The following is a 21674-nucleotide window of genomic DNA, read 5'->3' as shown; positions in this document are numbered from 1 at the left end:
GCGGGGGGTTACGCCTGCGTAAGCAACAAATCGTAAGTCGTACATCCCAAATCGTAAATCAATTCATGCCCCCCCACCGCCTTTCTCCCCTCCTCACCCTCCCCGTCATTGTGTCGGCGCTGGGGTTTTTCGTTGATGTATATGACATGCTGATTTTCAGTATTGTACGCGTGCCTAGTTTGCAGTCGATGGGGCTGAGCAAGGCCGAGGTGTCGAGTGTTGGGGCATTTATTTTGTATTGCCAACAGGCGGGGCTACTGGTGGGCGGCATTCTTTGGGGTATCATCGGCGACCGGCGCGGGCGGATGTCAGTGCTGTTTGGCTCCATCGTGATGTACTCACTAGCCAACATCGCCTGCGGGGTGGTGCCCTACATCACGTTCATGCGCCCTACGGATTACTACGCCCTCATGCGGTTTGTGGCGGGCGTGGGCCTTTCGGGCGAAATCGGGGCAGCGATGGTGCTGGTGGCCGAGATTCTGCCCAAAGCCATTCGCGGCTACGGCACCTCGATGGTGGCGGGGGTGGGCTACCTCGGCGCGGGCTTAGCCTATATCGTCAACAGCCTCTTCGACTGGCAAACGGCCTTTTTCGTGGGCGGCGGCATGGGGTTGGCCCTGTTGCTGCTCCGCGTGAGTGTATTTGAATCAGGCCTGTTTACGGCCATGAAGCAGGAACACGTGGGCGTAAGTCGCGGCAATTTCGGGCAGTTTTTTCGCAGTTGGGCGGGCGTTGGCAAGTACCTGCGCTGCGTGGCGGTGGGGTTGCCCACTTGGTTTATTGTGGGTATCTTGGCCACGTTTGCCAACGAGTTTGGCGAGGCCATGCACCTGCCCAATACCGTAGAGCCGGGGCGTTGCGTGATGCTACTCTACATCGGCCTGGCCGGGGGCGATATGCTATCGGGACCGCTGAGCCAATGGCTCCGTTCCCGCAAACGAGCGGTGGCTTATTTGCTGATTTCCAGTGTTCTACTTTGCACCATATACCTTTTCGGCGGACTAAGAACCGTCGGAATGCTCTACGCCATCTGCCTACTGCTGGGCTTCTGCACGGGCTACATTGCCATGTACCTGACCATGGTGGCCGAGCAATACGGCACCAACCTCCGCGCCACAGCTACTACGTCGGTGCCCAGTATTGTGCGGGGTATGCTCATCCCCATGACGCTTTCGTTCCAGGCCCTCAAACCCGCATTTGGCACCCTCAACGCCGCCGCCATCATCGGTATAGTGGTCTTCGGACTGGCGTTTTGGAGTCTATCCAACATGGAAGAGACCTTTGCTAAGGAGCTTGATTTTGTGGAAGCATAATCATCTGTAAGTCAACTCCTTGAGAAGCAAAACGTGTGGGACAAATTGACCACACAGGAGTGATAAAGTCTCCCATAGAATAACTATTTCTATAAACCAAACGCTTTTTGTGCTGCCAGGTGTTTGGTTAAAAGGCAATTACTTTGTGCTATAATGATCTGCTTTGTAGAAGTTTGATTGATCTCTATTCATACCAATTGTCCAAGGCATAGTGTGGAAGCCAGCCACCTGTTTTTAATATACGTAATTTTTGAAAATCAAAAATGTGAATGATTAATTTATTTAAACAGCAGAAGGATCCTTTTGTTATGCTTTGTATTGCTCAATTTAACTAATTCAAAATTATGAAAAAATTAACAAAAGTACACCGAATAAATTTTTTGGCTGGCATCTGTTACGCCTTACTAATTGGGTTAATTTCTGGGTGTACGCCCATAGAACCGAGATCAGATTTACCTGCTGCTACCCAAACAGGGAGTTACACAATGGGTTGCTATATCGATGGTCAGCGATGGACACCTGTTTCCAACGATTTTAAAAGTGGCAGTATTACAGCACGTTATCTGGCGACGCAACAAACGTTGCTCATTGGGGGAGGTAATGATAATAAAAGTCAATACTTGTTAGTAAGTCTATCTAAATACACTGGACAGATAGGCACGTATAAATTAGACAGTTTATGTGATGACCTACCGCGCGTCTGTGCAAACACCGGTTCGTATGATACTAGTCCGGCATTCTCATTTAAAAATTCATACTGGACCGATTACCAGCATCTTGGCACAGTAACAATCACAAAACATACATCCAGTTTTGTATCTGGCACGTTTGAGTTTGAAGCTCGTCATCGAGTTACGGGTAAAATAGTACGTATCACAAGTGGGCGTTTCGATACGCCATATATTACCTATCTCTAAGATAAAAAGCTACTTTTTGAACTAATCAATTCGTTGATAATTTCACATCTCGATAAATTGCTATTGGTATGCTCCTACTTTCTAATCATACCACTAAAAACATCTGGCTAACGCCGACGTTAGTTAGATAGATTGTCCTCCCACAACCTTACTCACGTTTCCGTTTCGATGGAAAAAAAGCCCAACCGCTTCCTGCAACAGCTTGGCAACCTGATCATTCCCAAGGCCGAAACCGATGCCGCGCCGACCATCGTTTCTAACGAGCGTATCCTGCACGACATCATCGCCTGTTTCGACCAGTCGCTGGCCCGCGAAACGGTGGGTACCCGGCTGCTGTTCGACTCGCATTTTCTGGTGATCCTCCACCCCGCCGCCTACGAAGAGCGACTGGCTGCTCTGCCCGTGATTGTGGATGAGGCTGTGCGGACGTTTTATGCCCACCTAAAACAACGCAAACGCCCACAAGACACCATCGTGCCGGTGGCGTCGCACTGGTATTTTAAGTTTGGTCCGGGCAAGGAGTACAACGGGCGCGACATTGGCCCCGGCGACATGGCCGTGATCGGGTCGCTGTCGGGCAATGCCGTGGGGGGTGAGGTAGCCAAACCCGCCCCGCCTGCCCCCGCCCGACCCATGAACGTGAAGGCCACGCGCAAGGTAAAAAACACCAATGTTTACAACACCCTAGATACCAACATGCTGGCGTTCAGCCACATCGATTTTCGGGAGTCGGGGGCTTTTTCGGTAAAAATCGATTTCGAGCAGTTTGTTGAGCCAGTGGCTGAACCTCTTCCGGCACCTACGTCGGCGGCAACAGAAACACCCGCGGTGCCTCAGGCAACCCCGCCTACGTCAGCGGCTCCGTCGCACAAACCCCTCGTCGGCCCAGCCCCGGTTGCTACCGCAGTACGTAAGGAACAGCTCGCGGCCCTGGCCAAAATAGAGAGCTACATGGCCGACTCGAACGTGGAAGAAACCTACTGGATGCAGGACCGCGAGGTGGTGTTGGCCCGACGTGAGCCCGACAACGAGCCGTTCCCCAACTACATCCGCCTCGACTCGGCTTACGTATCGAACCCTCACGCCCGGATTCGGTATAACGATACCTTACAAGCGTTTGAACTAGCGTCGTTCAGCCGCAACGAAACGCGTATCAACGAGCAAATTGTAGAACGCAGCGACCCCGCCAACCCACTTTGGGTAGCCCTGCCCCGCAAAGCACAAATCCTGCTCAACGGCGTCGTGACGCTCACGTTTGAGGGGTTAATTTGAGACGTTGAGCAGGATCTGCGGCCCTATTCGTGCCGTAGGTACGACAGGTTTGTAGCCCAATAGGGTGCATGTACACGGATGTCCAGCGTGCCGTAGGTACGCAACCACGGCGCCTGTGTTGTAGCGTACCTACGGCACGCTTTGTTCTATCGTAAGCACTCGTCTTGCTACAAACCTGTCGTACCTATGGCACGAATAGGTTCGCACGACATTTGCTGTCGGTTTAGAAACCTATACTCTTTGCTGAGTGCACTAAAAGGCCCTGTAAATCAATGATTTACAGGGCCTTTTATTATTACTCCATTTGCTTTTAACTCTTCTTCGTCTCTTTCGCCCAGGCGTCCTTTAGGGTCACGGTGCGGTTGAAGACGAGTTGATTGGGGGTCGAATCAACATCAACGGTGAAGTAGCCTTTGCGCATAAACTGCACGCGCTCACCCACAGCCCGGCCCGCGAGGTTGGGTTCTACCATACCTTTCACGACCACCAACGAGTTGGGATTTAGCAGCGACAGGAACGCGTTGTCGTCATCTGACTCCATCTCTTTTTCTTCCATAGCGGGGTTTTCGGCGGCAAACAGGCGGTCGTACAACCGCACTTCGGCGGGCACGGCATGAGCCACCGACACCCAATGGATCGTGCCTTTGACATTGATGCCCGACGTGTCCTGCCCGCTTTTGCTTTCGGGAATATAGGTGCAGTGCAGTTCGGTCACCTCGCCCGCGCCGTTTTTGATTACCTCGTCGCAGCGCACAATGTAGGCCCCCTTGAGCCGGACCATCTGGCCCGGTGCCAGCCGGAAATACTTCTTCGGCGGCACCTCCATAAAGTCGTCGCGCTCCACGTAGACCTCCCGGCCAAAGGGCACCTCGCGCGTGCCCGAATCGGGGTCTTCGGGGTTGTTTTCAATGTGCATAATCTCCTCCTGCCCTTCCGGGTAGTTGGTCAGCACGAGCTTGATAGGTTGATCGTCAACCACGGCCATCACGCGGTGGGTGGTCCGGTTCAGCTCTTCACGGATGCAGAATTCCAGCAACCCCACATCGATGAGGTTGTCGCGCTTGGCCACGCCAATGCGTTCGCAGAACTCGCGGAGGCTGTCGGGTGTGTAGCCGCGCCGCCGGATGCCCGCCAGGGTTGGCATTCGGGGGTCGTCCCAGCCGGTTACGTGCCCGCCCTCTACCAGCCGCTTCAACTTGCGCTTGCTCATGACGGTGTAGGTTAGGTTGAGGCGGGCAAACTCGTACTGTTTCGAGGGAAAAATGCCCAGCTGTTCAATAAACCAGTCGTAGAGCGGCCGGTGCGGAATGAACTCCAGCGTACAGATCGAGTGCGTGATCTGCTCAATGGCGTCCGACTGCCCGTGCGCGAAATCATACATCGGGTAGATGCACCAGGCATCGCCCGTGCGGTGATGGTGTGCGTGCTTGATGCGGTAAATGATCGGGTCGCGAAAGTGCATATTCGGCGAAGCCATGTCGATTTTGGCCCGCAGCACTTTGGCCCCGTCGGGGTAGGCACCGGCCTTCATCTGCCGGAACAGATCGAGGTTTTCGGCCACGCTCCGGTCGCGGAAGGGGCTAGGCTGACCCGGCACTGTGGGCGACCCCTTCAGCGCGGCAATTTCGGCTGCTGTCGAATCGTCTACATACGCTAATCCCTTCTCGATCAAGGCTTCGGCAAAGGCATAGAGCTGATCGAAATAATCAGAGGCATACAGTTCCTGCGCCCAGTCGAAGCCCAGCCAACGCACGTCGTCTTTGATGGAATCGACGTATTCGGTGTCTTCTGTAACAGGGTTGGTATCGTCGAAACGGAGGTTGGTCAGCCCACCGTAGCGTTGCGCCAAACCGAAGTTGAGGCAGATAGATTTCGCGTGGCCGAGGTGGAGATAGCCGTTGGGTTCGGGCGGGAAACGGGTGAGTACACGCCCGTCGTGCAGGCCCGCCGAGATGTCTTCTTCAACGATTTGTTCTATAAAATTCAACGACCGTTCGGTCGAAGGTTCGTTAGCGGGGGGTGTCATACGTTGTTGGTGCCGGTTGTATGCTGGTAAACCTCAAAATTACGCCGGTTGGCCGGGTTTGGCAAGGAAAGGGGGTTGGGGGAAGGGGTTTGTGGTTTGCGGTTTGGTCGTTTATACCACGGTCAGACTCCCCTGAACAAGAACAGTTGCGTCACTCAATTCTGGTAGGTAACAGGTGTAAATCAAAACCTAATTTATCTTTTAACAACTACCTAACTATCAACCATTTACACCCAAAAATTAAGGAACATTCTACTCCAAGAAAGCGTTAAATTTATACACTCCTCAACGCCCGAAAATGCCTGAATTTAATCCTTCCCTAGTGCTTTATACCGCCGACGCTATGAACGAACGGGGCGAGGCCATTTTGGCCCAATATCCCCAGGCCGAAGCTCTGCAAGTGACGCAGCACAACCGCCTGCCAGAGCTGGGCATGACCCATTTCAAGGTGAAATCAGATGTGCTGGTGCTGGGTAAGTTGAAGATGACCACCTGTAAGTGGAGCGGACGCAGCTCAGACTACATTGCGCCGAGTTTAGCCAATGGTTGCTTTGCCGGGTGCGCTTATTGCTATGTAGATCGGCACAAAGCGGTGAACCCCATCACGCTCTTCACCAACGTTGACGAGATTACCGGGGCCGTTGATCAGCACGTGCAGTCGCTGCCTTGGCCCAAGCCCGCTAACCAGACTGACCCTACTTTCTGGACGTACGATATTGGCTGCAACTCCGATATTTCCGTTGATTACGGCCTGAACGACGGCATCCGCGACGTGTTTGCTTTCTACCGCGATCACCCCCGCGCCAAAGCCACCTTTGCCACTAAGTTCGTAAACCGGTCGCTGCTCGATTTCGACCCGAAGCGTAAGATCCGCATCCGGTTTAGCCTCATGCCCGCCCACGTGAGCAAGCTCGTCGATGTGCGCACCGATAGCATCGAGAAGCGTATTGCGGCTATCAATGACTTCTATGACGCGGGTTATGACGTACATCTAAACTTTTCGCCCGTGATTGTGTACGGCGGCAAGCAATGGCGCGACGATTACCGCGATTTGTTCCGGCAGCTCGACGCGGCAGTACGGCCCGACGTGAAGGCGCACCTACAGAGTGAAGTAATTTTTCTGACCCACAATCAGGCGCAACATCAGGCCAATCTGGCCATCAACCCTAAAGCTGAAGAACTGCTGTGGGTGCCCGCCTTGCAGGAAAACAAGCAAAGCCAGTTTGGGGGCTGGAACATCCGTTACGACCACCAGTTGAAAAGCAAGATGATCACCATCTTCGAGCGGCTGGTGCAGGAAGAGATCCCCTGGTGCGGGATACGGTACATTTTTTAGTTAAGAAGCAAGAAGTGAGAAACAAGAAGCAAGAGCTTGCGCAAGCGTGTTTCCGTAGCGTTGATTTTTGTCTCTTGTTTCTTACCTCTCACTTCTTGTTTCTCAACGCTTAGTTACTATGCCCGCCTTTACTTCCCCCCGTTGAGCTACCGGCGCTGCTGCCGCCTTTGCTCTTTTTGCTGCTTTTGTGCGACGTGCCGCTGTTGTGCCCGCCACCAGCAGCCCCATGGCCTGCGCCGTTGTCGGCTTTGCCACCGGCATGTTGATCTTTATACTCTTCTTCGACGACCTCCAGGGCCTTGCTGTTCTTGACTGCCATAACGTTGGACTAGTTTGGTTTATATTACCAACTTAACCCATTTACATACTAGGGTGTTTTGGTAAGTAGGCCTCTTTTCTAGCGAAAGTGCAGGTCAACTCGGATGGCCTTGTGGTCTGACCCGGGCTGAGGAAGCGCGGTAAACTGGGCAGTCATAAAGCCGTTATTGACAAACGTATGGTCGATGGGGAGGTAGGCGGGGGGCAGAAAACGCGGCCAGGTGGGTTGTAGGCCGAAGCCGCGCCTACAGGCTGTAATGGCTGCCTTTCTGTTGAAAAGTGTCCGGTAGACGGGCGAAAACACGCTGATATTGAAGTCGCCTGTGAGCAGCGCGGGGTGTTTGGCGCGGGTTAGTTGGTCGGCTACAAAGGCGAGTTGTCTGTTGCGCTCCCGAAACCAGGGGTACCAGATGGGCGTGCGCGGGTGTACCGTAAACAACTCGAACGTGTGCCCCCGAACGGTGGTGGTGAGGTGAATAACCTTTAACGCCCGCGCTGCCGAATCGGCCACAAAGGGCGTCCGGCTTAAGACCATTATATGGCACGGTCCCTTCGACCGGATGGTGTCGCGGTAGGGGTATTCGCCCCGCAACGCTGCCCACACCTGAGGCATGTGCCCTACCGTCACTTCCTGCAACACCAACACGTCGGCCTGTTGCTCTTGCACAAACCGGATCGTCTCGCTCAGGTCGCGCCGGGTAAACAGTACGTTGGCGTGGAGAATGCGCAGTTGGGATTGCTGCCCGGATGATATCGGTTTTTCGGCGAGCAGCCAGGGCATAATCAGGGCCATGTGCCAGCCCACGCACGCCAGCGACAGCGCAGTCCAAAGCCATTGTTTGTGCCAGCCAAGCCAACCGGCCAACGCCAGCCCCACCACGGCATATTGCACCGAAAAGTGACTCAGCAGCTCAAAAAGAAAGAAGTACCCTCCCGTCAGTTGCCCAAAAACCGTAGCCAGCACCAGGCCTACAGTTGCCAAGCGGAGGTATGTTTTTAGGGGTAGTTGGGGCATGTTTTTTGCGGTTAGTGGTTTGTAGTTGGTGGTTTGTAGTTGCTTCGCGCTGTAGTGGGCTGACGCCTAGTCGAAGGGCCAGGCGTCAGCCCACTACAGCGCGAAGCAACTACAAACCACTAACCACTATAACCTGCCCAATCGCAACGTCAGCATAAAATTGCGGCCTGGGGCGCTGAAGCCGCTGGCGAAGGTGCGGTAATTGGTGTCGAAAATGTTTTCGCAGGCGGCCTGAATACTGCCGATGCGACCAACGCGGACACTACCGCGTAGGTTGGCCGTGGCCCAGGCGGGCATACCGTCGGGGGTGGCGTAGGTGCCGTTGTCTTCGCCATCGGGGTTGTAGTCGGCAATACGTTTCCAGCCACTGAAGAGTGTGAAGGCTTCCAGCTGCACCCCTGCCCGGCGGTAGCTTAGCGACGCCCGGCCGTAGGTAGGCGGAATGTGGTCGAGGGGAGTGTTTTTGTCGTCGCCCACTTTTCCCGCCGTGCCATTCACCGACCCGTTGAACGTGAGCGCGCTGCCCAGCCGCACACTAGCCCCGATGGTATAGCCAGCTACCGTGGCGCGGCGTTTGTTTTGCGGGGCCAACACCTTGCTGTCTTTGCCGTCATAGACCGTGGTCGACGCGCCGTTGAACGTGAACGCATCGACCACAATAGCATTCTCAAACCAGGTTTGGTAGACCGTCCCGTTGAGTTGCAATGCATTACCAACCCACTGACTAACAGACAGTTCGGTGTTATATGTGTATTCTGGTTTGATGTTTGGGTTGGGCACGATCAGCGTTCCCGGCGACGATTCAAACACTTTCGTGAGGTCGTCTACGTTGGGTGCCCGGAAGCCCGTTGACCCCAGCAGACTGATCTTGGTAGCTGCCGTGGGCGTATAGACCGCCCCCAGCGACCCCACCAAACCTGACGGCGACTGCTGGATGTCGTTATACGGAAAGGGGAAAAAGGTCTTGTCGCGGAAGGTGGCTTTCAGGTTGGTAAGCGTATAGCGCAGCCCCGCCTGTAGGTTCATCACGGGCGAAACCGTCAGCCGGTCGGTCACGTACAGGGCGGCCGTTTGGAGCGTACTGCCCCCATCGGGATAGCGGGTGTCGGCGGGAGTAACAGCCCCTGTTTTCACGTTCAGGCGGGTGGCGGTGCTGGTTACGTCGTTGTGCGTCAGTTCCAGCCCATACTGCACGGCATGGCTGCCGAATTGTTTTTGTGCATCGGCGTTGACCGACCAGACTCCCACCTGCTCTACCTGCCGTTTCAGGGTGGCTCCTCCCAGGCGACGGCTGTTGCGGCTTTCTGCGATAGCCTGATAACCAACCGATACCTGAAGCTGATCGTACAGGGCCGTAGGTCGCGTAACGGCCAGTTGGTAAGCAGTCAGCAGCCGTTTTTCAGGACCATAGTACCAGTCGGCGTAGGTAGGTTTTCCGGCCGTCACTTCGCTCAGACGATCATAGCGGGGTACGTTGCCGGTGGTCGAATATTGCACGTTGAGGGTATGCCGAATGCCCTCTGCTGGCTGAAAAAGCACTTTTTGCAGTAGATCAAGCTGCTGATAGGCCGTGCCCACCTGCCGGTTTGGGTTAGGATTAACCACGATCTGATCCGGCACCGACGAGTTGTCGACATATTGGGTCAGCTTGCCGAAGTTGGGGTAGGCGGCGCTGCGGTTATCGCCCTGAAGCACATCGCCGTAGCTGGCGGCGGTCACGCCCGTGAGGAACCCCAGCCGCCGCGTGCCAATATTTACGTCGGCGTGGGCGGTGCGTTCGCCGGTGGCCGAGGCTGCCCGTACGTAGGCGTTAAGCCGGACCACAGTACCGCCTGCCGACAGTTCTGGGTTTCGCGTCTGGAAATACATCACCCCGCCCAGCGCATCGGAGCCGTAGAGCGTGGAGCCAGGGCCGAAGAGTACTTCGGCGCGTTCGAGTATAGCCGGGTCAATGCGGAGAACGTTTTGCAGGTGCCCCGCCCGAAAAATGGCATTGTTCACCCGAATCCCATCGACCACCAGCAGCACGCGGCTGGCCTCGAACCCACGTAGCACCGGACTACCACCCCCACCCTGACTTCGCTGCACAAACACGTTGCCCGTTTGCTGAAGCATGTCGGCAGTATTTTGCTGATTCAAAAAGGCAATCCGATCTCGCGAAACGGTTTCGATCTGGTAGGGCGAAAGGCGGGCAGGCTGCACAAACCGAGTAGCCGACACCGTAACGGTATTTAGCCGAACCGTGTCAGTTTGGGCGTAACAAAGGGGACTGAGTAGTGAAAAGAGAAGGTACGTGGGTTTCATGAGAGTGAATGTACAATGAACAATGTATAATGTACAATGCAGCCTGACTAGTCAGCTTCGCGTTCAACCGATGAGTATGTGGCACTGGTCAGTCAGAACCCATTGTACATTATACATTGTTCATTGTACATTCCTTAATTCCTCGAACTCGATGGTCCTGTGCCGATGGAGATCAGGTTAGCGAAGAGGCGGTAAGCGCCGGGTACGCCATTGGGCAATTGCCGGAAAAACGACAGGCCCGTGTAGATAAAATGACCCCGACCATAGGCCGTATAGATCAGGCTACCTAGCTTGGGGGCCTCGCCGGTATCGTTCATGGCAAACAGCGACTCATAAGCCTGCCCATAATCGACAGCGTAGTAGATGCCCCGCTCCTGCACCCAGCCCCGGAAATCCTCGTCGGTTATTTTGTTGGGTCTGTTGAGCAATACGTGGCTGGGATTCAGAATTGAGACGGGTGCATCTTCTTCAGCCACCCGGTCGCGGCCAATGGTGAACGGGTAGGGCCCTATCTGGCTCACTTTCAGGCCCGACTGGCTAATGCCGCCTCCACCCGGCGTAGCGTATTGCACCACCATCGTACCACCTTTCTGCACGTAGGCCAGCAGCTTTTCCTGGTAAAATTTGAGCCGGTCTTCGGTGTTATAGGCCCTGATACCCACCACAATAGCGTCGTAGCGCGAGAGGTCTTTGGTCAGTTCGGCCTCGTCGAGCATAGTAACGGTGCAACCCATCTGCCGCAAGGCAGCAGGTACTTCATCACCGGCACCGGCAATGTAGCCCACGTTTTTAGCGCGAACGGTTATGTTGAGCCGCTCTACTTTGGCTTCGGCAGGCGGAAACAAGGTTTGCGGCGGAATGTGGGGGTAGCTGATGGTACGCAGGCCGCTGCTGAACCGGCCACCGTTGGCCATAACCACGGCGGTGAGTTTACCCTCTGGCGCACTGCTGCTCAGAGGCATAAGCGTGAAGGTAAAACGCTGTTCCTGAAACTTATCGGTAAACGTAAACGCCTCGGTCGATGGGCTGACGCGCCACCCGGCAGGCACTTCAAGCCATACCGAGCCGCTGGCGTTGGGGCGGTTGCCTTTCACGATTACCTCCACGGTCTTGCTCAGGTTATCGGCAAAGGCGTAGACGGGTTCGGTGAGGGTGGCCGTCACATCGGGGCGGATTTCGAAGTTGCGGTACAACTCTCCGTCTACGGGGTCGGTATATTTGTAGAGCCAGGGGCGGGTAAAGGTGAACGCAAGGCCATCCAGTTCTATGGTAAACTCGGCGGTGAGGGCGGGCGGGTTCACGGCTTTGCCAATGAGCCCCTGGTCGGTCACGGTAAACAAACCTTTGTTGCGCGGGCTTTCGAGCCAGTAAGGCTGCGTGGGTTTCAGGCTCCTGGGCAGCAGGGCCGAAAACGTAAACGATGCCTGCTCGTTGGCTTTCAGCGGCAGCGAGAAGGTAGTATCGCGCCCCACCTGCGGCAGTCGTAGGCGCGTAAGCTTCACCGGAAAATTGATGCGGTTAACGGCCGTTAGCCGCACGTCCAGGCGGCCACCGGGTGTGCTGGCATAGTCAGTAGGGAGTGCTTCAAAAACGAGGCCCAGGCACTGCTGAATGAGGTTTTCCACTTCCTGCCGCTTGGCTTTCACGTAGAGCTGGGTAGTGTCGAGCTGGCTTATTTCGCGGTGCAACGTCACCAGCGTAGGCACAATGCTGGCGGGCTGGGCCGGCACAAACTGGGTGTTGAGTTGGTAGATGATCTCCTGAATCCGTTCCGAATTGGGCACCCGGTTCCAGCTCATGTCGATGCCTTCAATGAGGTCCAGTTGGGGCTGGTCGCCCGCTTTCAGAAGCAGGTAATCTACCTTGGTGCCCCGGTTGGCGGCCACCCCGAACCCCTGACTCTTGTGCTGACTGCGGCTTTCGGCGGCAATCTCGCCATATGATTTGCCCAGCAGGGGGTTATAGAGGCCCGTTTCAATGCCCAATACGGTACCGGCCTCGTCGGGCTTTTTGTTGCTCAAAAACTGGCCGGGAATAAAGATGTTCCAGAACAGCCGCCGCGCCTGCCAGGGTTTCACCAGCTTCAGCTGCTCTGGGTACGCTTTGGGGTCGTTCGAAAGTTTGAAAGCCTCTTCGGCCAGTGCCCCCGATGCGCTATGGTGCCCATGTCCGGCTCGGCTGTCGGGCGGGAAGCGCGTCACGATTACGTCGGGTTGGTAGCTGCGAATCATCCAGACAATGTCGCCCAGCACCTGTTCGCGCCCCCAGTTTTTCACGGCCTCTTCCGTCGACTTCGAGAAGCCGAAATCATAGGCGCGGCTGAAAAACTGCTCGGGGCCATCGATGCGGCGAGCGGCGAGTAGTTCCTGCGTGCGGATCACCCCCACGGCTTCGCCCTGCTCCGAGCCAATCAGGTTCTGCCCGCCGTCGCCACGGGTGAGCGAGAGGTAGGCCGTGCGGAGATTACGCTCATTGTGGAGGTAGGTCAGCAGGAGCGTGTTTTCATCGTCGGGGTGGGCGGCAATGTAGAGTACGCTGCCCAGTACATTGAGCCGCCTGATACCCTGCTGAATATCGCCGGAGGTAGCGAGACGGGGTTTACCAAAAGGAACCTGCGCGTAGGTAGTGGATAGGAGCAAATGGCTCAGCAGACAGGCTAATAGGAGAAAATTTCGAATCACGATGGCTGTCATTATGGGTTATAGAGCAAAGAAACAGGTTGCCCGCTGTCAGCGCAACGTAAGTAGACGATAATTTGGTCATTTGTCGGTTAAATACGTTCGTTAATGACTGAACGTGAGGTCATCGTCCCAGCCATAAGGCTGTCTCAATCACCCCAATTCCATCGGTACCTTTCAGCCAGTATGCCCCCGCCACGCTGCCAACGGGCGTCACTAGCCATGAGGCCGCTGCTGTCTGCTGGTAATACACAGGCACGTTCCGGCCCAGGGCGTCAATCAGCGTGAAGCGCACCTGCGCGGGGTCATCGGCTTGGTGTTGCACCGTAATTGGCCCATTGCTGGGGTTGGGATACACCATCCAGGTGCCCAGGGTAGGTTCGGTGGCTAGCGGCGTTTGGACAACGGCCGTTGTAAACGAGCACGTCTGTGTCACGACCTGCCTAATGATGGGCAGCGCCGCATAGAGATTTTCGCCGGGGCATTCGGTAGCGCAGGAGCCGTCGCGGTGGCCCGAAATCAGGTTCAGCACCTTGCCCGAACTGGCGTGGGTGGCGCGGGCGTTGGGGTCGGTGATGCCTTCTTTTTTCAGCTTCCAGCCAATGAGTTGCTCCAGCACCGTCAGCGAGGCGGCGTTGGGTTGCCCGTCGTTGAAATTGCCCATCAGGCAGATGCCCATCGTGCCTGAGTTCTGGCTGCAAAAGTGCGCCCCCAGCACATTGTCGCCGTCTATAATCCCCTGCCCGTCGCGGCCTTCGTAGATCAGCCCGTTTTGGCCCACTAGAAAATTATAGCCCACGTCGTTCCAGCCGTTGGTCTGGGTGTGGAGCAGATAAATGTTGCGCACCTCTTCGGCATAGTCGGCCACGGTGTTGCTCCCCGCCGAATGATGGACAACCACAAACTGCACGGTAGTGGCAATAGGCCGTTCTTTGGGCGGGGCCAGTCCCTTTCGCCATACCGAAACCGGCACCACCTGGGGCTTGCCACAGTCCTGCCGCGCCATAGACCGCAGGGCGTTGGCTACGTGGTCTGCGGGCAGGGGCGGTACATATAAACTTACCAGCGACACTGCCCCCGCCAGCTCACCCGTCAGCAGCGTCAGTTGGGAAACGGGCTTCCGAAATACGCACAACGCCGACGATGGGCCACGTTCGCTATGCGGTTCGGGATACAGGCGCAGGGTGTCGGACCCCGCTACAAGGTAAGTGTTGGCCAGCAACTGCCCCGATTGCAGCAATAAAACGGCACTGGAATAGAGCTGATCATAAGCCACCGAAACAGCCTGATGGGGCAATAGGATCAGGCTACGCGTTTCGGTAGGCTGTGGCATTTGGGCTAGTGCCCTGATTGTCAGGAGCAGACCCGGCAAGAGTAGTCGTAGCGATTTCATACGTTGTCGTCTATGTTGATGGAGTAGCCAGATAAAAGAGTAGCAAACAGCCTCAAACGGGCACGGTACGTCTGAAAAACGGGCAAAATAACCTCGTTAAAAGTCAAGAATAGCCGCGCACGCGCATGGTTATGCTACGGCAAATTCTATCTTTGCGGCCATTCAATCAACCTTTTTTTACGTAGTATGCAGAATAGTCTTTACATCGTCCCCCTGTTGGGTCTGGTGGGCCTGGCGGTGATGATCGCCAAATTTAGCTGGGTAAACCGGCAAGCTGCGGGCGACGACCGTATGCAGGAAATTGCGGGCTACATCGCCGACGGGGCCATTGCCTTTCTCAAAGCCGAGTGGCGCGTCCTCATCATTTTTGGTACTGTGGTAGCCCTGGTGCTGGCCTATGCCGGCTCGCGGGTCGAAAACTCGCACTGGTTTATTGGTGTGGCCTTTGCCATGGGTGCCTTTATCTCAGCCTTTGCAGGCTACGTGGGCATGAGAGTGGCCACCAAAGCCAACGTCCGCACGGCTCACGCCGCCCGCACCAGCTTGACCAAAGCCCTCGACGTGTCGTTTACGGGTGGTTCGGTCATGGGCATTGGTGTGGCAGGCCTGGCTGTTCTGGGCCTCAGCGTGCTGTTTATTGGTCTCTATAATTATTTCGTATCGGGCACCGGCGGTGTCTACGGCGACGTCAACGGCGTACCTATGGAACGGGCGCTGGAGGTGCTGGCGGGTTTCTCGCTTGGTGCCGAATCCATTGCGCTCTTTGCCCGTGTGGGTGGGGGTATCTACACCAAAGCCGCCGACGTAGGGGCCGACCTGGTGGGTAAAGTAGAAGCCGGTATTCCCGAAGATGACCCACGTAACCCTGCCACCATTGCCGACAACGTGGGCGATAACGTGGGCGACGTGGCCGGTATGGGTGCCGACTTGTTTGGCTCGTATGTGGCTACCATTTTGGCCACCATGGTGCTGGGCCGCGAAATCAAAATTCCCGAAGCCAGCAATATTCTGGGTCACGCGCCCATCGTGTTGCCCGTACTGATTGCCGGTATGGGCCTGATCTTCTCGATCCTGGCTTGCTACCTGGTGCGCGTGAAAGATGATAACGGCAACGTGCAGGGCGCGCTGAACCTGGGCAACTGGGGATCTATTATCCTTACCGTCATTGCCTCATTCTTCCTCGTCAACGCCGTATTGCCCGAAGGCACGATGGAGATTCGGGGTATCGAGTTTACCCGTATGGACGTGTTCTACGCCATCGTGACGGGTTCCATTGTGGGTGCCCTGATGAGCGTCATTACCGAATACTACACGGCTATGGGTCGTCGGCCCGTGCTGTCGATCATCCGGCAGTCAGCCACGGGCGCGGCCACCAACATCATCGGCGGGTTGTCGGTGGGTATGGAATCGACGGTGCTGCCTATTCTCGTGCTGGCAGCGGGCATCATGATGTCCTACAAGTTTGCAGGTCTCTACGGCGTGGCCATTTCGGCGGCGGGTATGATGGCCACCACGGCTATGCAACTGGCCATCGATGCCTTCGGCCCCATTGCCGACAACGCCGGTGGTATTGCCGAAATGAGCTACCTCCCCGAAGAAGTGCGCGGCCGTACCGACATTCTGGATGCCGTGGGTAACACCACCGCCGCGTCGGGCAAAGGCTTCGCCATTGCATCAGCAGCGCTCACGGCCCTGGCCCTGTTTGCTGCGTTTGTGGGCCTGTCGGGCATTTCGGCCATTGATATTTACAAGGCCGACGTGCTGTCGGGCCTGTTTGTAGGCGCCATGATCCCGTTCATTTTCTCGTCGCTGGCCATTGCGGCGGTGGGTCGTGCGGCCATGGCTATGGTGGAAGAAGTGCGTCGTCAGTTCCGCGAAATTCCGGGCATTCTGGAAGGGACGGGCAAGCCGGAATACGAAAAGTGCGTAGCCATTTCGACGCAGGCGTCTATCCGTGAAATGATTCTGCCGGGAGCCATTGCCCTGAGCGTACCCATCATTGTGGGCTTCATTTTCGGTCCCGAAGTGCTGGGTGGCCTGCTGGCGGGTGTAACGGTGTCGGGTGTGTTGATGGGTATTTTCCAGAACAACGCTGGTGGTGCCTGGGACAATGCCAAGAAGTCGTTCGAGAAGGGCGTACTGATCAACGGCGAGATGTTCTACAAAAAGTCGGAGCCACACAAGGCGTCGGTTACGGGCGACACCGTGGGGGATCCATTCAAGGATACGTCGGGTCCGTCGATGAACATTTTGATCAAGCTGATGTCGATTGTGTCTCTGGTTATTGCGCCGTATATCGCTATCAAATCAACGGATCAGGGTGCACATTCCCGCGAAAACATCACGGCGGCGGGTGGCATGCAAGGCGTTGACCTGGAAAAGTCTACCGCCGCCGACAACAACGAGGTTAATACCCCCAACCGCGACGGCGGACCGCGTCAGTTCACCCCTACCGACCTGACCCTCGAAGGCGGCAAGTTGCTCAAAGGCGTGGGCATAACCGGCGTTGAAACAAGCCTGGTGAACTTCATCAAGTCTGACAAGCCTGTTGACAAAACCACCTGGTTCGATTTCGACCGGCTGACGTTTGAAACAGGCAGCGCAACGTTGAAACCCGAATCGCAGGAGCAGTTGACAAACGTGGCCGAGGTGCTGAAAGCCTACCCGAACGTGAACGTAAAAATTGGTGGCTATACCGACAACACCGGCGACGCTAAAAAGAACATGAAGCTATCGGGCGACCGCGCCGCGTCGGTACTGAAAGAGCTATCGGGTATGGGTATTGCCAGCAGCCGCCTCGAAGCCGAGGGTTACGGTCAGGAACACCCCGTAGCGTCGAACGATACGGAAGAAGGTCGCGCCCAAAATCGGAGAATTTCTGTTCGCGTGACGAAGAAATAGGCAAATCCCATTTTTTAGGGCAAAATTGCGCTTCCAAAGGCCAGTCTCTATGAAGGGGCTGGCCTTTTTATGCTGGGATACGCTCAGCATCGATTGAACTCAACGTAGCTGTTCTGCGTAGTTTTTAAAAGAAGTAATCATGACAAAAGACGCATTTTACGGTATTCTGGCTGCGGTTGACTGGAATTCACAGGGTTGGCAAGGCCCGTCAACGGCCGAAGACCTCGATAATGCCAATTTCAATTTTGTCAAAGAACAAGACATTGCCAACAGTTCGCTGAACTTTGGGCACCTGCTTTTCCCCGCCGATGAGTCGGGTTATTACCGGGGTTTTTTGCCCCATCAGTTCGCCAAATCGCCGGACGTTGAGAAATCCCGGCACGTGTCTATCGTCTTTATCAAGTCGAAAGACTGGCACGACGGCAATACCTATCTGGTAGGTGTGTATGCCTTTCCGGTCTTCAAAAAAGAGATTATCCAGTCGCCCACCGAGGCCATTGCGCACACGATGGAGACCAACATCAAGGCACTGGCCAAGCACATTCACTTGCTGCCAAACCCCATTAACCTGAGTGCTCATGCCGAGGCCACTAAGTTTATGCCCAACGACAAAAAGCCAGGCAAGATGGGCTACAATTACATGAACCGGATCAACGTAGAGAAGCTACTGGACGTACTGACCGCTTATAATCCCGACGATAAACGGCTGAGTGCCATTAAGTTGAACGTTTTGCGGGCATTGGGTAATGCATGATGGCAACCGTACCGTTCTATATCGTTGATGTTTTTGCCGCCAGCCGCTATCAGGGTAATCAGTTAGCGGTGTTTGTTGATCTGGACAATCGGGTTTCCGAGCAACAGATGCAGCAAATGGCACGTGAGATAAACTTCGCCGAAACGACGTTTATCAAGGCCAACCAGGGCGATGGGCGCTTTCTGGTTAGGATTTTCACTCCCGAACACGAAGTACCGTTTGCCGGGCACCCCTCGCTGGGCACCAGCTATGTTATTGCCAAATTCCTGCTCGATACCGTGCCCGCCCATGTGGTTTTGGCACTAGCGCACAGCGACATTGTGGTATCTTTTGACCAGCCAGACCAGCCAGAGTCGGGTCTGCTCTTTATGCAGCAGGCTCAGCCCGAGTTCCGGGAACTGTTTACCCATCAGGAAATGGCCGACGAGCTTGGCCTGGACCAACTCGACGAGTCGTGGCCTGTTCAGGAGGTAAGCACCGGGCTACCATACATCATCATTCCGCTGAAAAACCTGGCTGCCATGAACCGGCTAACCCTCGGTTATGGGTCGTTTCGGGCATTTCTGGAAAAGCGGCAGAAATTTCGGGCCAACAGCCGTAGTGGCCACTCTACGTCGCTCTTCTTTTTCACGGCCGAAACCATCGAACCCGGTAGCCACTACAACACCCGGATGATGCTGATCGAAAACGACATCGTATCGGAAGATGCCGCCACGGGCAGTGCCAATGGCTGTTTTCTGGCTTACCTGCTGAAGCATCGGGGCGGCCCAATCACGGCCACCGTCGAGCAGGGCTTTCAGATGAACCGAAAGTCGTACCTCTACCTAAACGGCGGCCTGCATGATGGCCACTACGACATCCGGGTGGGTGGCCACGTAAAGTTGGTGGCAACAGGCAACTGGCACTGCTGATCAACCAGCCCTTTCCAGGTCTTGCACGTTTACTTCAGCACCTGCGGCTCCTGACGGGCGGGCACCACCAGTTTTGGGCTAATGGTGGGGAGCACCATGCGTACCCGTTCCATGCCGGGCTGCGTGTCGATGAAGACCCAGCGTTTGCCGCCGTCTTCCGAAAACGCAATCAGCGACGATTGTTGCGCAACGCGCTGCTGCGGCATCTGGAGCACCACAGTCTGCGGCACCACACACTGCAACTCCTTCCCTACCGTCACCACCGGACCCGGCTGCCCAATGCTGGCGCTCACAAACCGGATGCCTTGTTGCTTCATGGTGGTGGTTTGCTCGGTCATGCGGGCCACCATCTTATCGGCGCCGCCCATTAGGGACACGATTTTCGGGTGCGTATACAGGGGCACTTTCTGGTATTGGCCCCTAGGCAAGGCCTCGGCCAGTTCGGTAGCCTGCTGCCGGATTACCGCCGCATAGGGATTTTGGGCGTGGGCGATGGCGGTGCAAAAAGTGAAGACTAAAAGAAGAATGTTTTTCATAAATAATTGATTACCAGTAGGTTACTTTGTGTTTAAGTCAGCGTATTGCTTACGCGAGTGGCTGACTCAAACAGTATCATAGGCTTGTTAGCATCGAAACTACTTCATCGGCCGTTCGCTTTTCCTGCTCCCCCGTCACCATGTTCTTCACCGAGAGTTGCCCCGACTGCACTTCGTCCGAGCCAATCAGCACTACATACGGAATCTGCCGGGCGTTGGCGTAATCGAGTTGCTTTTTCACCTTCGCCAAATCGGGATATAGCTCGGCGGGCACCCCGGCGGAGCGAAGTTTAGTGAGCAACGGCAACGCTACTCTCCGTCCGTCGGTGTCGAAACAGGCGAGCAACACCTGCGTCCCCTGCCCTGCCGAGGCCGGAAACAGGTTCAGCTCGTCCATCACATCATAAATCCGGTCGACGCCAAACGAGATACCCACCCCCGACAGGCCCGGCATACCAAACGCGCCCGTGAGGTTATCGTAGCGACCGCCGCCGCTGATGCTACCAATACTGACTCCATTCGCTTTCACCTCAAAAATAGCTCCGGTGTAATATGACAGGCCCCGCGCCAGGGTCACGTCGAGTTCCAGTTGCGGGTTTTCAAGGCCCAGTTGCGTTACCAGACCCAGCGTTTCGGTTAGTTCGGCAATGCCTTGTTGGGCCGTTTCTGAGCCAGCAAGCCACGTTTTCAGGCTGTTTAGCACCTCAGCGGGTGTGCCCTTGATCGTAAACAGCGGTTGCAGCGCGGCGATGTTCTCTGCCGAAAAACCTCGTTCGCGGAGTTCTTCCACTACCTTTTCGGGGCCGATCTTGTCAAGTTTATCAATCGCCACGGCCAGGTTTCCCTCCTCTCCAACGCGGCCAATGGCTTCGGCGATGCCCGCCAGAATTTTACGATTGTTGATTTTGAGCGTGAAGTTCTGGATGCCCAGGTTGCGCATCACCTCGTGTACCATCAAGACAATTTCAGCCTCGCACAGCAGCGAATCCGTGCCGACCACGTCGGCATCGCACTGGTAAAATTCACGGTAACGGCTCTTTGCTGGACGGTCTCCGCGCCAAACGGGCTGCATCTGGTAGCGCCTGAAGGGCATGGGCAGGGCGTGGCGGTTCATAACCACGTAGCGGGCAAAAGGCACTGTGAGGTCATACCGAAGCCCTTTTTCGGCGATCTTCGACGTTAATTTTTTGCTGCCTTCGGCTAAATCAGCGTCGGTGAGGCCACCCGCAAAATCGCCGGAATTCAGAATTTTGAAAAGCAGTTGGTCGCCCTCGTCGCCGTACTTGCCTGTCAGCGTCGAGAGGTTTTCCAGGCTGGGTGTTTCGAGAGGTTGGAACCCAAAGCGGCGGAATGTCTGCCGGATGGTGTCGAAAATAAACAGGCGTTTGCTCATCTGCTCCGGCCCAAAATCACGCGTACCCTTAACAACGGATGGTTTCATGCCGCAAAATTACGGCTTGCCTACGTATCTATCCCCTACATTTGGCAAACTATGACCCTCGAACCTATCCACATCGACGAAGACCCGACGCTAGCCCGGTATGCTAATTCCGACTGTCAGGCGCTGTTTGAAGCGTACCCGACCTATTACCATGAAACGGGCTACACTCCACCCTGGATTGGCTATTTCGTGATTCGCGACGAGGTAGTGGTGGGCATGGGCGGGTTCGTTGGCGCACCCCAAAACGGACGGGTCGAGATTGCTTACGGGACATTTAAGGCGTATGAAGGGCAGGGAATTGCCTCATTCGCTTGTCAGCAATTGGTGACCATTGCCAAAGCCACCGACCCCACCCTGATCGTAACGGCCAAGACAGCCCCCGAACAAAACGCCTCTAACACGATCTTAAGTCGGCATGGTTTTGTGTACACGGGCGTGGTGCAGGACCACGAAATTGGTGATGCCTGGGAGTGGGTGTACCAGGGATAACGGACCAAAAACACCAATATGGAAGACCATTTTTGGTCGAAAATCACTACTTTTGCGTTCCGAAAAAGAA

Annotated in this window: 16 protein-coding genes; 8 read left to right on the top strand and 8 right to left on the bottom strand. The window is 55.5% G+C overall.

What is annotated here, in order from left to right; genetic code table 11:
- Positions 1-65: 65 nt before the first annotated feature.
- From J2I48_RS25100 to J2I48_RS25090, 3 genes are all read left to right on the top strand, one after another.
- Positions 66-1313, top strand: coding sequence for an MFS transporter (locus tag J2I48_RS25100; RefSeq protein WP_207338271.1), 1248 nt, complete (start codon positions 66-68; stop codon positions 1311-1313).
- A 344-nt stretch (positions 1314-1657) separates the two neighbouring features.
- Positions 1658-2230, top strand: coding sequence for a Riean_0653 family protein (locus J2I48_RS25095; RefSeq protein ID WP_207338270.1), 573 nt, complete (start codon positions 1658-1660; stop codon positions 2228-2230).
- A gap of 168 nt (positions 2231-2398) precedes the next feature.
- Positions 2399-3502: an FHA domain-containing protein gene (locus tag J2I48_RS25090; protein ID WP_207338269.1), complete on the top strand. Its 1104-nt coding sequence runs from the start codon at positions 2399-2401 to the stop codon at positions 3500-3502.
- Positions 3503-3812: 310 nt separating this feature from the next.
- Here the strand turns inward: J2I48_RS25090 and J2I48_RS25085 are convergent, their stop codons facing one another.
- The gene (locus tag J2I48_RS25085; protein WP_207338268.1) at positions 3813-5528 is read right to left on the bottom strand and encodes a glutamine--tRNA ligase/YqeY domain fusion protein; all 1716 of its coding nucleotides are present in this window, start codon (positions 5526-5528) and stop codon (positions 3813-3815) included.
- 298 nt (positions 5529-5826) lie between these two features.
- Here J2I48_RS25085 and J2I48_RS25080 point away from each other — a divergent pair, with 298 nt between their 5' ends.
- Complete coding sequence (locus J2I48_RS25080) at positions 5827-6864, top strand: spore photoproduct lyase family protein (protein ID WP_207338267.1); 1038 nt, start codon at positions 5827-5829, stop codon at positions 6862-6864.
- Between the two features lie 109 nt (positions 6865-6973).
- Here J2I48_RS25080 and J2I48_RS25075 read toward each other — a convergent pair whose 3' ends face one another.
- The 5 genes from J2I48_RS25075 to J2I48_RS25055 form a co-directional block, all read right to left on the bottom strand.
- On the bottom strand, positions 6974-7183 hold the full coding sequence (locus J2I48_RS25075) for a hypothetical protein (RefSeq protein ID WP_207338266.1): 210 nt from the start codon (positions 7181-7183) through the stop codon (positions 6974-6976).
- A 78-nt stretch (positions 7184-7261) separates the two neighbouring features.
- Entirely contained in the window at positions 7262-8197 is a 936-nt protein-coding gene (locus J2I48_RS25070) for an endonuclease/exonuclease/phosphatase family protein (RefSeq protein ID WP_207338265.1), read from the bottom strand.
- Positions 8198-8323: 126 nt separating this feature from the next.
- Positions 8324-10501, bottom strand: coding sequence for a TonB-dependent receptor plug domain-containing protein (locus J2I48_RS25065; protein WP_207338264.1), 2178 nt, complete (start codon positions 10499-10501; stop codon positions 8324-8326).
- Between the two features lie 134 nt (positions 10502-10635).
- Positions 10636-13179, bottom strand: a complete 2544-nt coding sequence (locus tag J2I48_RS25060; protein WP_374758175.1) for a PIG-L family deacetylase — start codon at positions 13177-13179, stop codon at positions 10636-10638.
- Positions 13180-13303: 124 nt separating this feature from the next.
- Positions 13304-14572, bottom strand: coding sequence for an N-acetylmuramoyl-L-alanine amidase (locus J2I48_RS25055; RefSeq protein WP_207338262.1), 1269 nt, complete (start codon positions 14570-14572; stop codon positions 13304-13306).
- A 186-nt stretch (positions 14573-14758) separates the two neighbouring features.
- On the opposite strand from J2I48_RS25055, the gene J2I48_RS25050 reads away from it, so the two are divergent.
- From J2I48_RS25050 to J2I48_RS25040, 3 genes are all read left to right on the top strand, one after another.
- Positions 14759-17473, top strand: a complete 2715-nt coding sequence (locus tag J2I48_RS25050) for a sodium-translocating pyrophosphatase (RefSeq protein ID WP_207338261.1) — start codon at positions 14759-14761, stop codon at positions 17471-17473.
- Between the two features lie 139 nt (positions 17474-17612).
- The gene (locus J2I48_RS25045; RefSeq protein WP_207338260.1) at positions 17613-18227 is read left to right on the top strand and encodes a hypothetical protein; all 615 of its coding nucleotides are present in this window, start codon (positions 17613-17615) and stop codon (positions 18225-18227) included.
- Positions 18224-19138, top strand: coding sequence for a PhzF family protein (locus J2I48_RS25040; RefSeq protein WP_207338259.1), 915 nt, complete (start codon positions 18224-18226; stop codon positions 19136-19138). The genes J2I48_RS25045 and J2I48_RS25040 overlap by 4 nt, the downstream gene beginning before the upstream one ends.
- A gap of 29 nt (positions 19139-19167) precedes the next feature.
- Here J2I48_RS25040 and J2I48_RS25035 read toward each other — a convergent pair whose 3' ends face one another.
- On the bottom strand, positions 19168-19674 hold the full coding sequence (locus tag J2I48_RS25035; RefSeq protein WP_207338258.1) for a hypothetical protein: 507 nt from the start codon (positions 19672-19674) through the stop codon (positions 19168-19170).
- A gap of 76 nt (positions 19675-19750) precedes the next feature.
- On the bottom strand, positions 19751-21115 hold the full coding sequence (gene hisS, locus J2I48_RS25030) for a histidine--tRNA ligase (protein ID WP_207338257.1): 1365 nt from the start codon (positions 21113-21115) through the stop codon (positions 19751-19753).
- Positions 21116-21166: 51 nt separating this feature from the next.
- On the opposite strand from hisS, the gene J2I48_RS25025 reads away from it, so the two are divergent.
- Entirely contained in the window at positions 21167-21604 is a 438-nt protein-coding gene (locus J2I48_RS25025) for a GNAT family N-acetyltransferase (RefSeq protein WP_207338256.1), read from the top strand.
- Positions 21605-21674 lie beyond the last annotated feature (70 nt).

This window comes from Fibrella aquatilis, from assembly GCF_017353255.1.
In the GTDB taxonomy this organism is placed as follows: Bacteria; Bacteroidota; Bacteroidia; order Cytophagales; family Spirosomataceae; genus Fibrella; species Fibrella aquatilis.
Note: the sequence above shows the minus strand (reverse complement) of the source record. Positions and strands in the feature narration are given on the sequence as shown.

Bases quoted from the DNA above. Each gene is read 5' to 3' on its own strand.
- J2I48_RS25100 (WP_207338271.1), top strand. From the start codon at position 66: ATGCCCCCCCACCGCCTTTCTCCCCTCCTCACCCTCCCCGTCATTGTG.
- J2I48_RS25095 (WP_207338270.1), top strand. From the start codon at position 1,658: ATGAAAAAATTAACAAAAGTACACCGAATAAATTTTTTGGCTGGCATC.
- J2I48_RS25090 (WP_207338269.1), top strand. From the start codon at position 2,399: ATGGAAAAAAAGCCCAACCGCTTCCTGCAACAGCTTGGCAACCTGATC.
- J2I48_RS25085 (WP_207338268.1), bottom strand. From the start codon at position 5,528: ATGACACCCCCCGCTAACGAACCTTCGACCGAACGGTCGTTGAATTTT.
- J2I48_RS25080 (WP_207338267.1), top strand. From the start codon at position 5,827: ATGCCTGAATTTAATCCTTCCCTAGTGCTTTATACCGCCGACGCTATG.
- J2I48_RS25075 (WP_207338266.1), bottom strand. From the start codon at position 7,183: ATGGCAGTCAAGAACAGCAAGGCCCTGGAGGTCGTCGAAGAAGAGTAT.
- J2I48_RS25070 (WP_207338265.1), bottom strand. From the start codon at position 8,197: ATGCCCCAACTACCCCTAAAAACATACCTCCGCTTGGCAACTGTAGGC.
- J2I48_RS25065 (WP_207338264.1), bottom strand. From the start codon at position 10,501: ATGAAACCCACGTACCTTCTCTTTTCACTACTCAGTCCCCTTTGTTAC.
- J2I48_RS25055 (WP_207338262.1), bottom strand. From the start codon at position 14,572: ATGAAATCGCTACGACTACTCTTGCCGGGTCTGCTCCTGACAATCAGG.
- J2I48_RS25050 (WP_207338261.1), top strand. From the start codon at position 14,759: ATGCAGAATAGTCTTTACATCGTCCCCCTGTTGGGTCTGGTGGGCCTG.
- J2I48_RS25045 (WP_207338260.1), top strand. From the start codon at position 17,613: ATGACAAAAGACGCATTTTACGGTATTCTGGCTGCGGTTGACTGGAAT.
- J2I48_RS25040 (WP_207338259.1), top strand. From the start codon at position 18,224: ATGATGGCAACCGTACCGTTCTATATCGTTGATGTTTTTGCCGCCAGC.
- J2I48_RS25035 (WP_207338258.1), bottom strand. From the start codon at position 19,674: ATGAAAAACATTCTTCTTTTAGTCTTCACTTTTTGCACCGCCATCGCC.
- hisS (WP_207338257.1), bottom strand. From the start codon at position 21,115: ATGAAACCATCCGTTGTTAAGGGTACGCGTGATTTTGGGCCGGAGCAG.
- J2I48_RS25025 (WP_207338256.1), top strand. From the start codon at position 21,167: ATGACCCTCGAACCTATCCACATCGACGAAGACCCGACGCTAGCCCGG.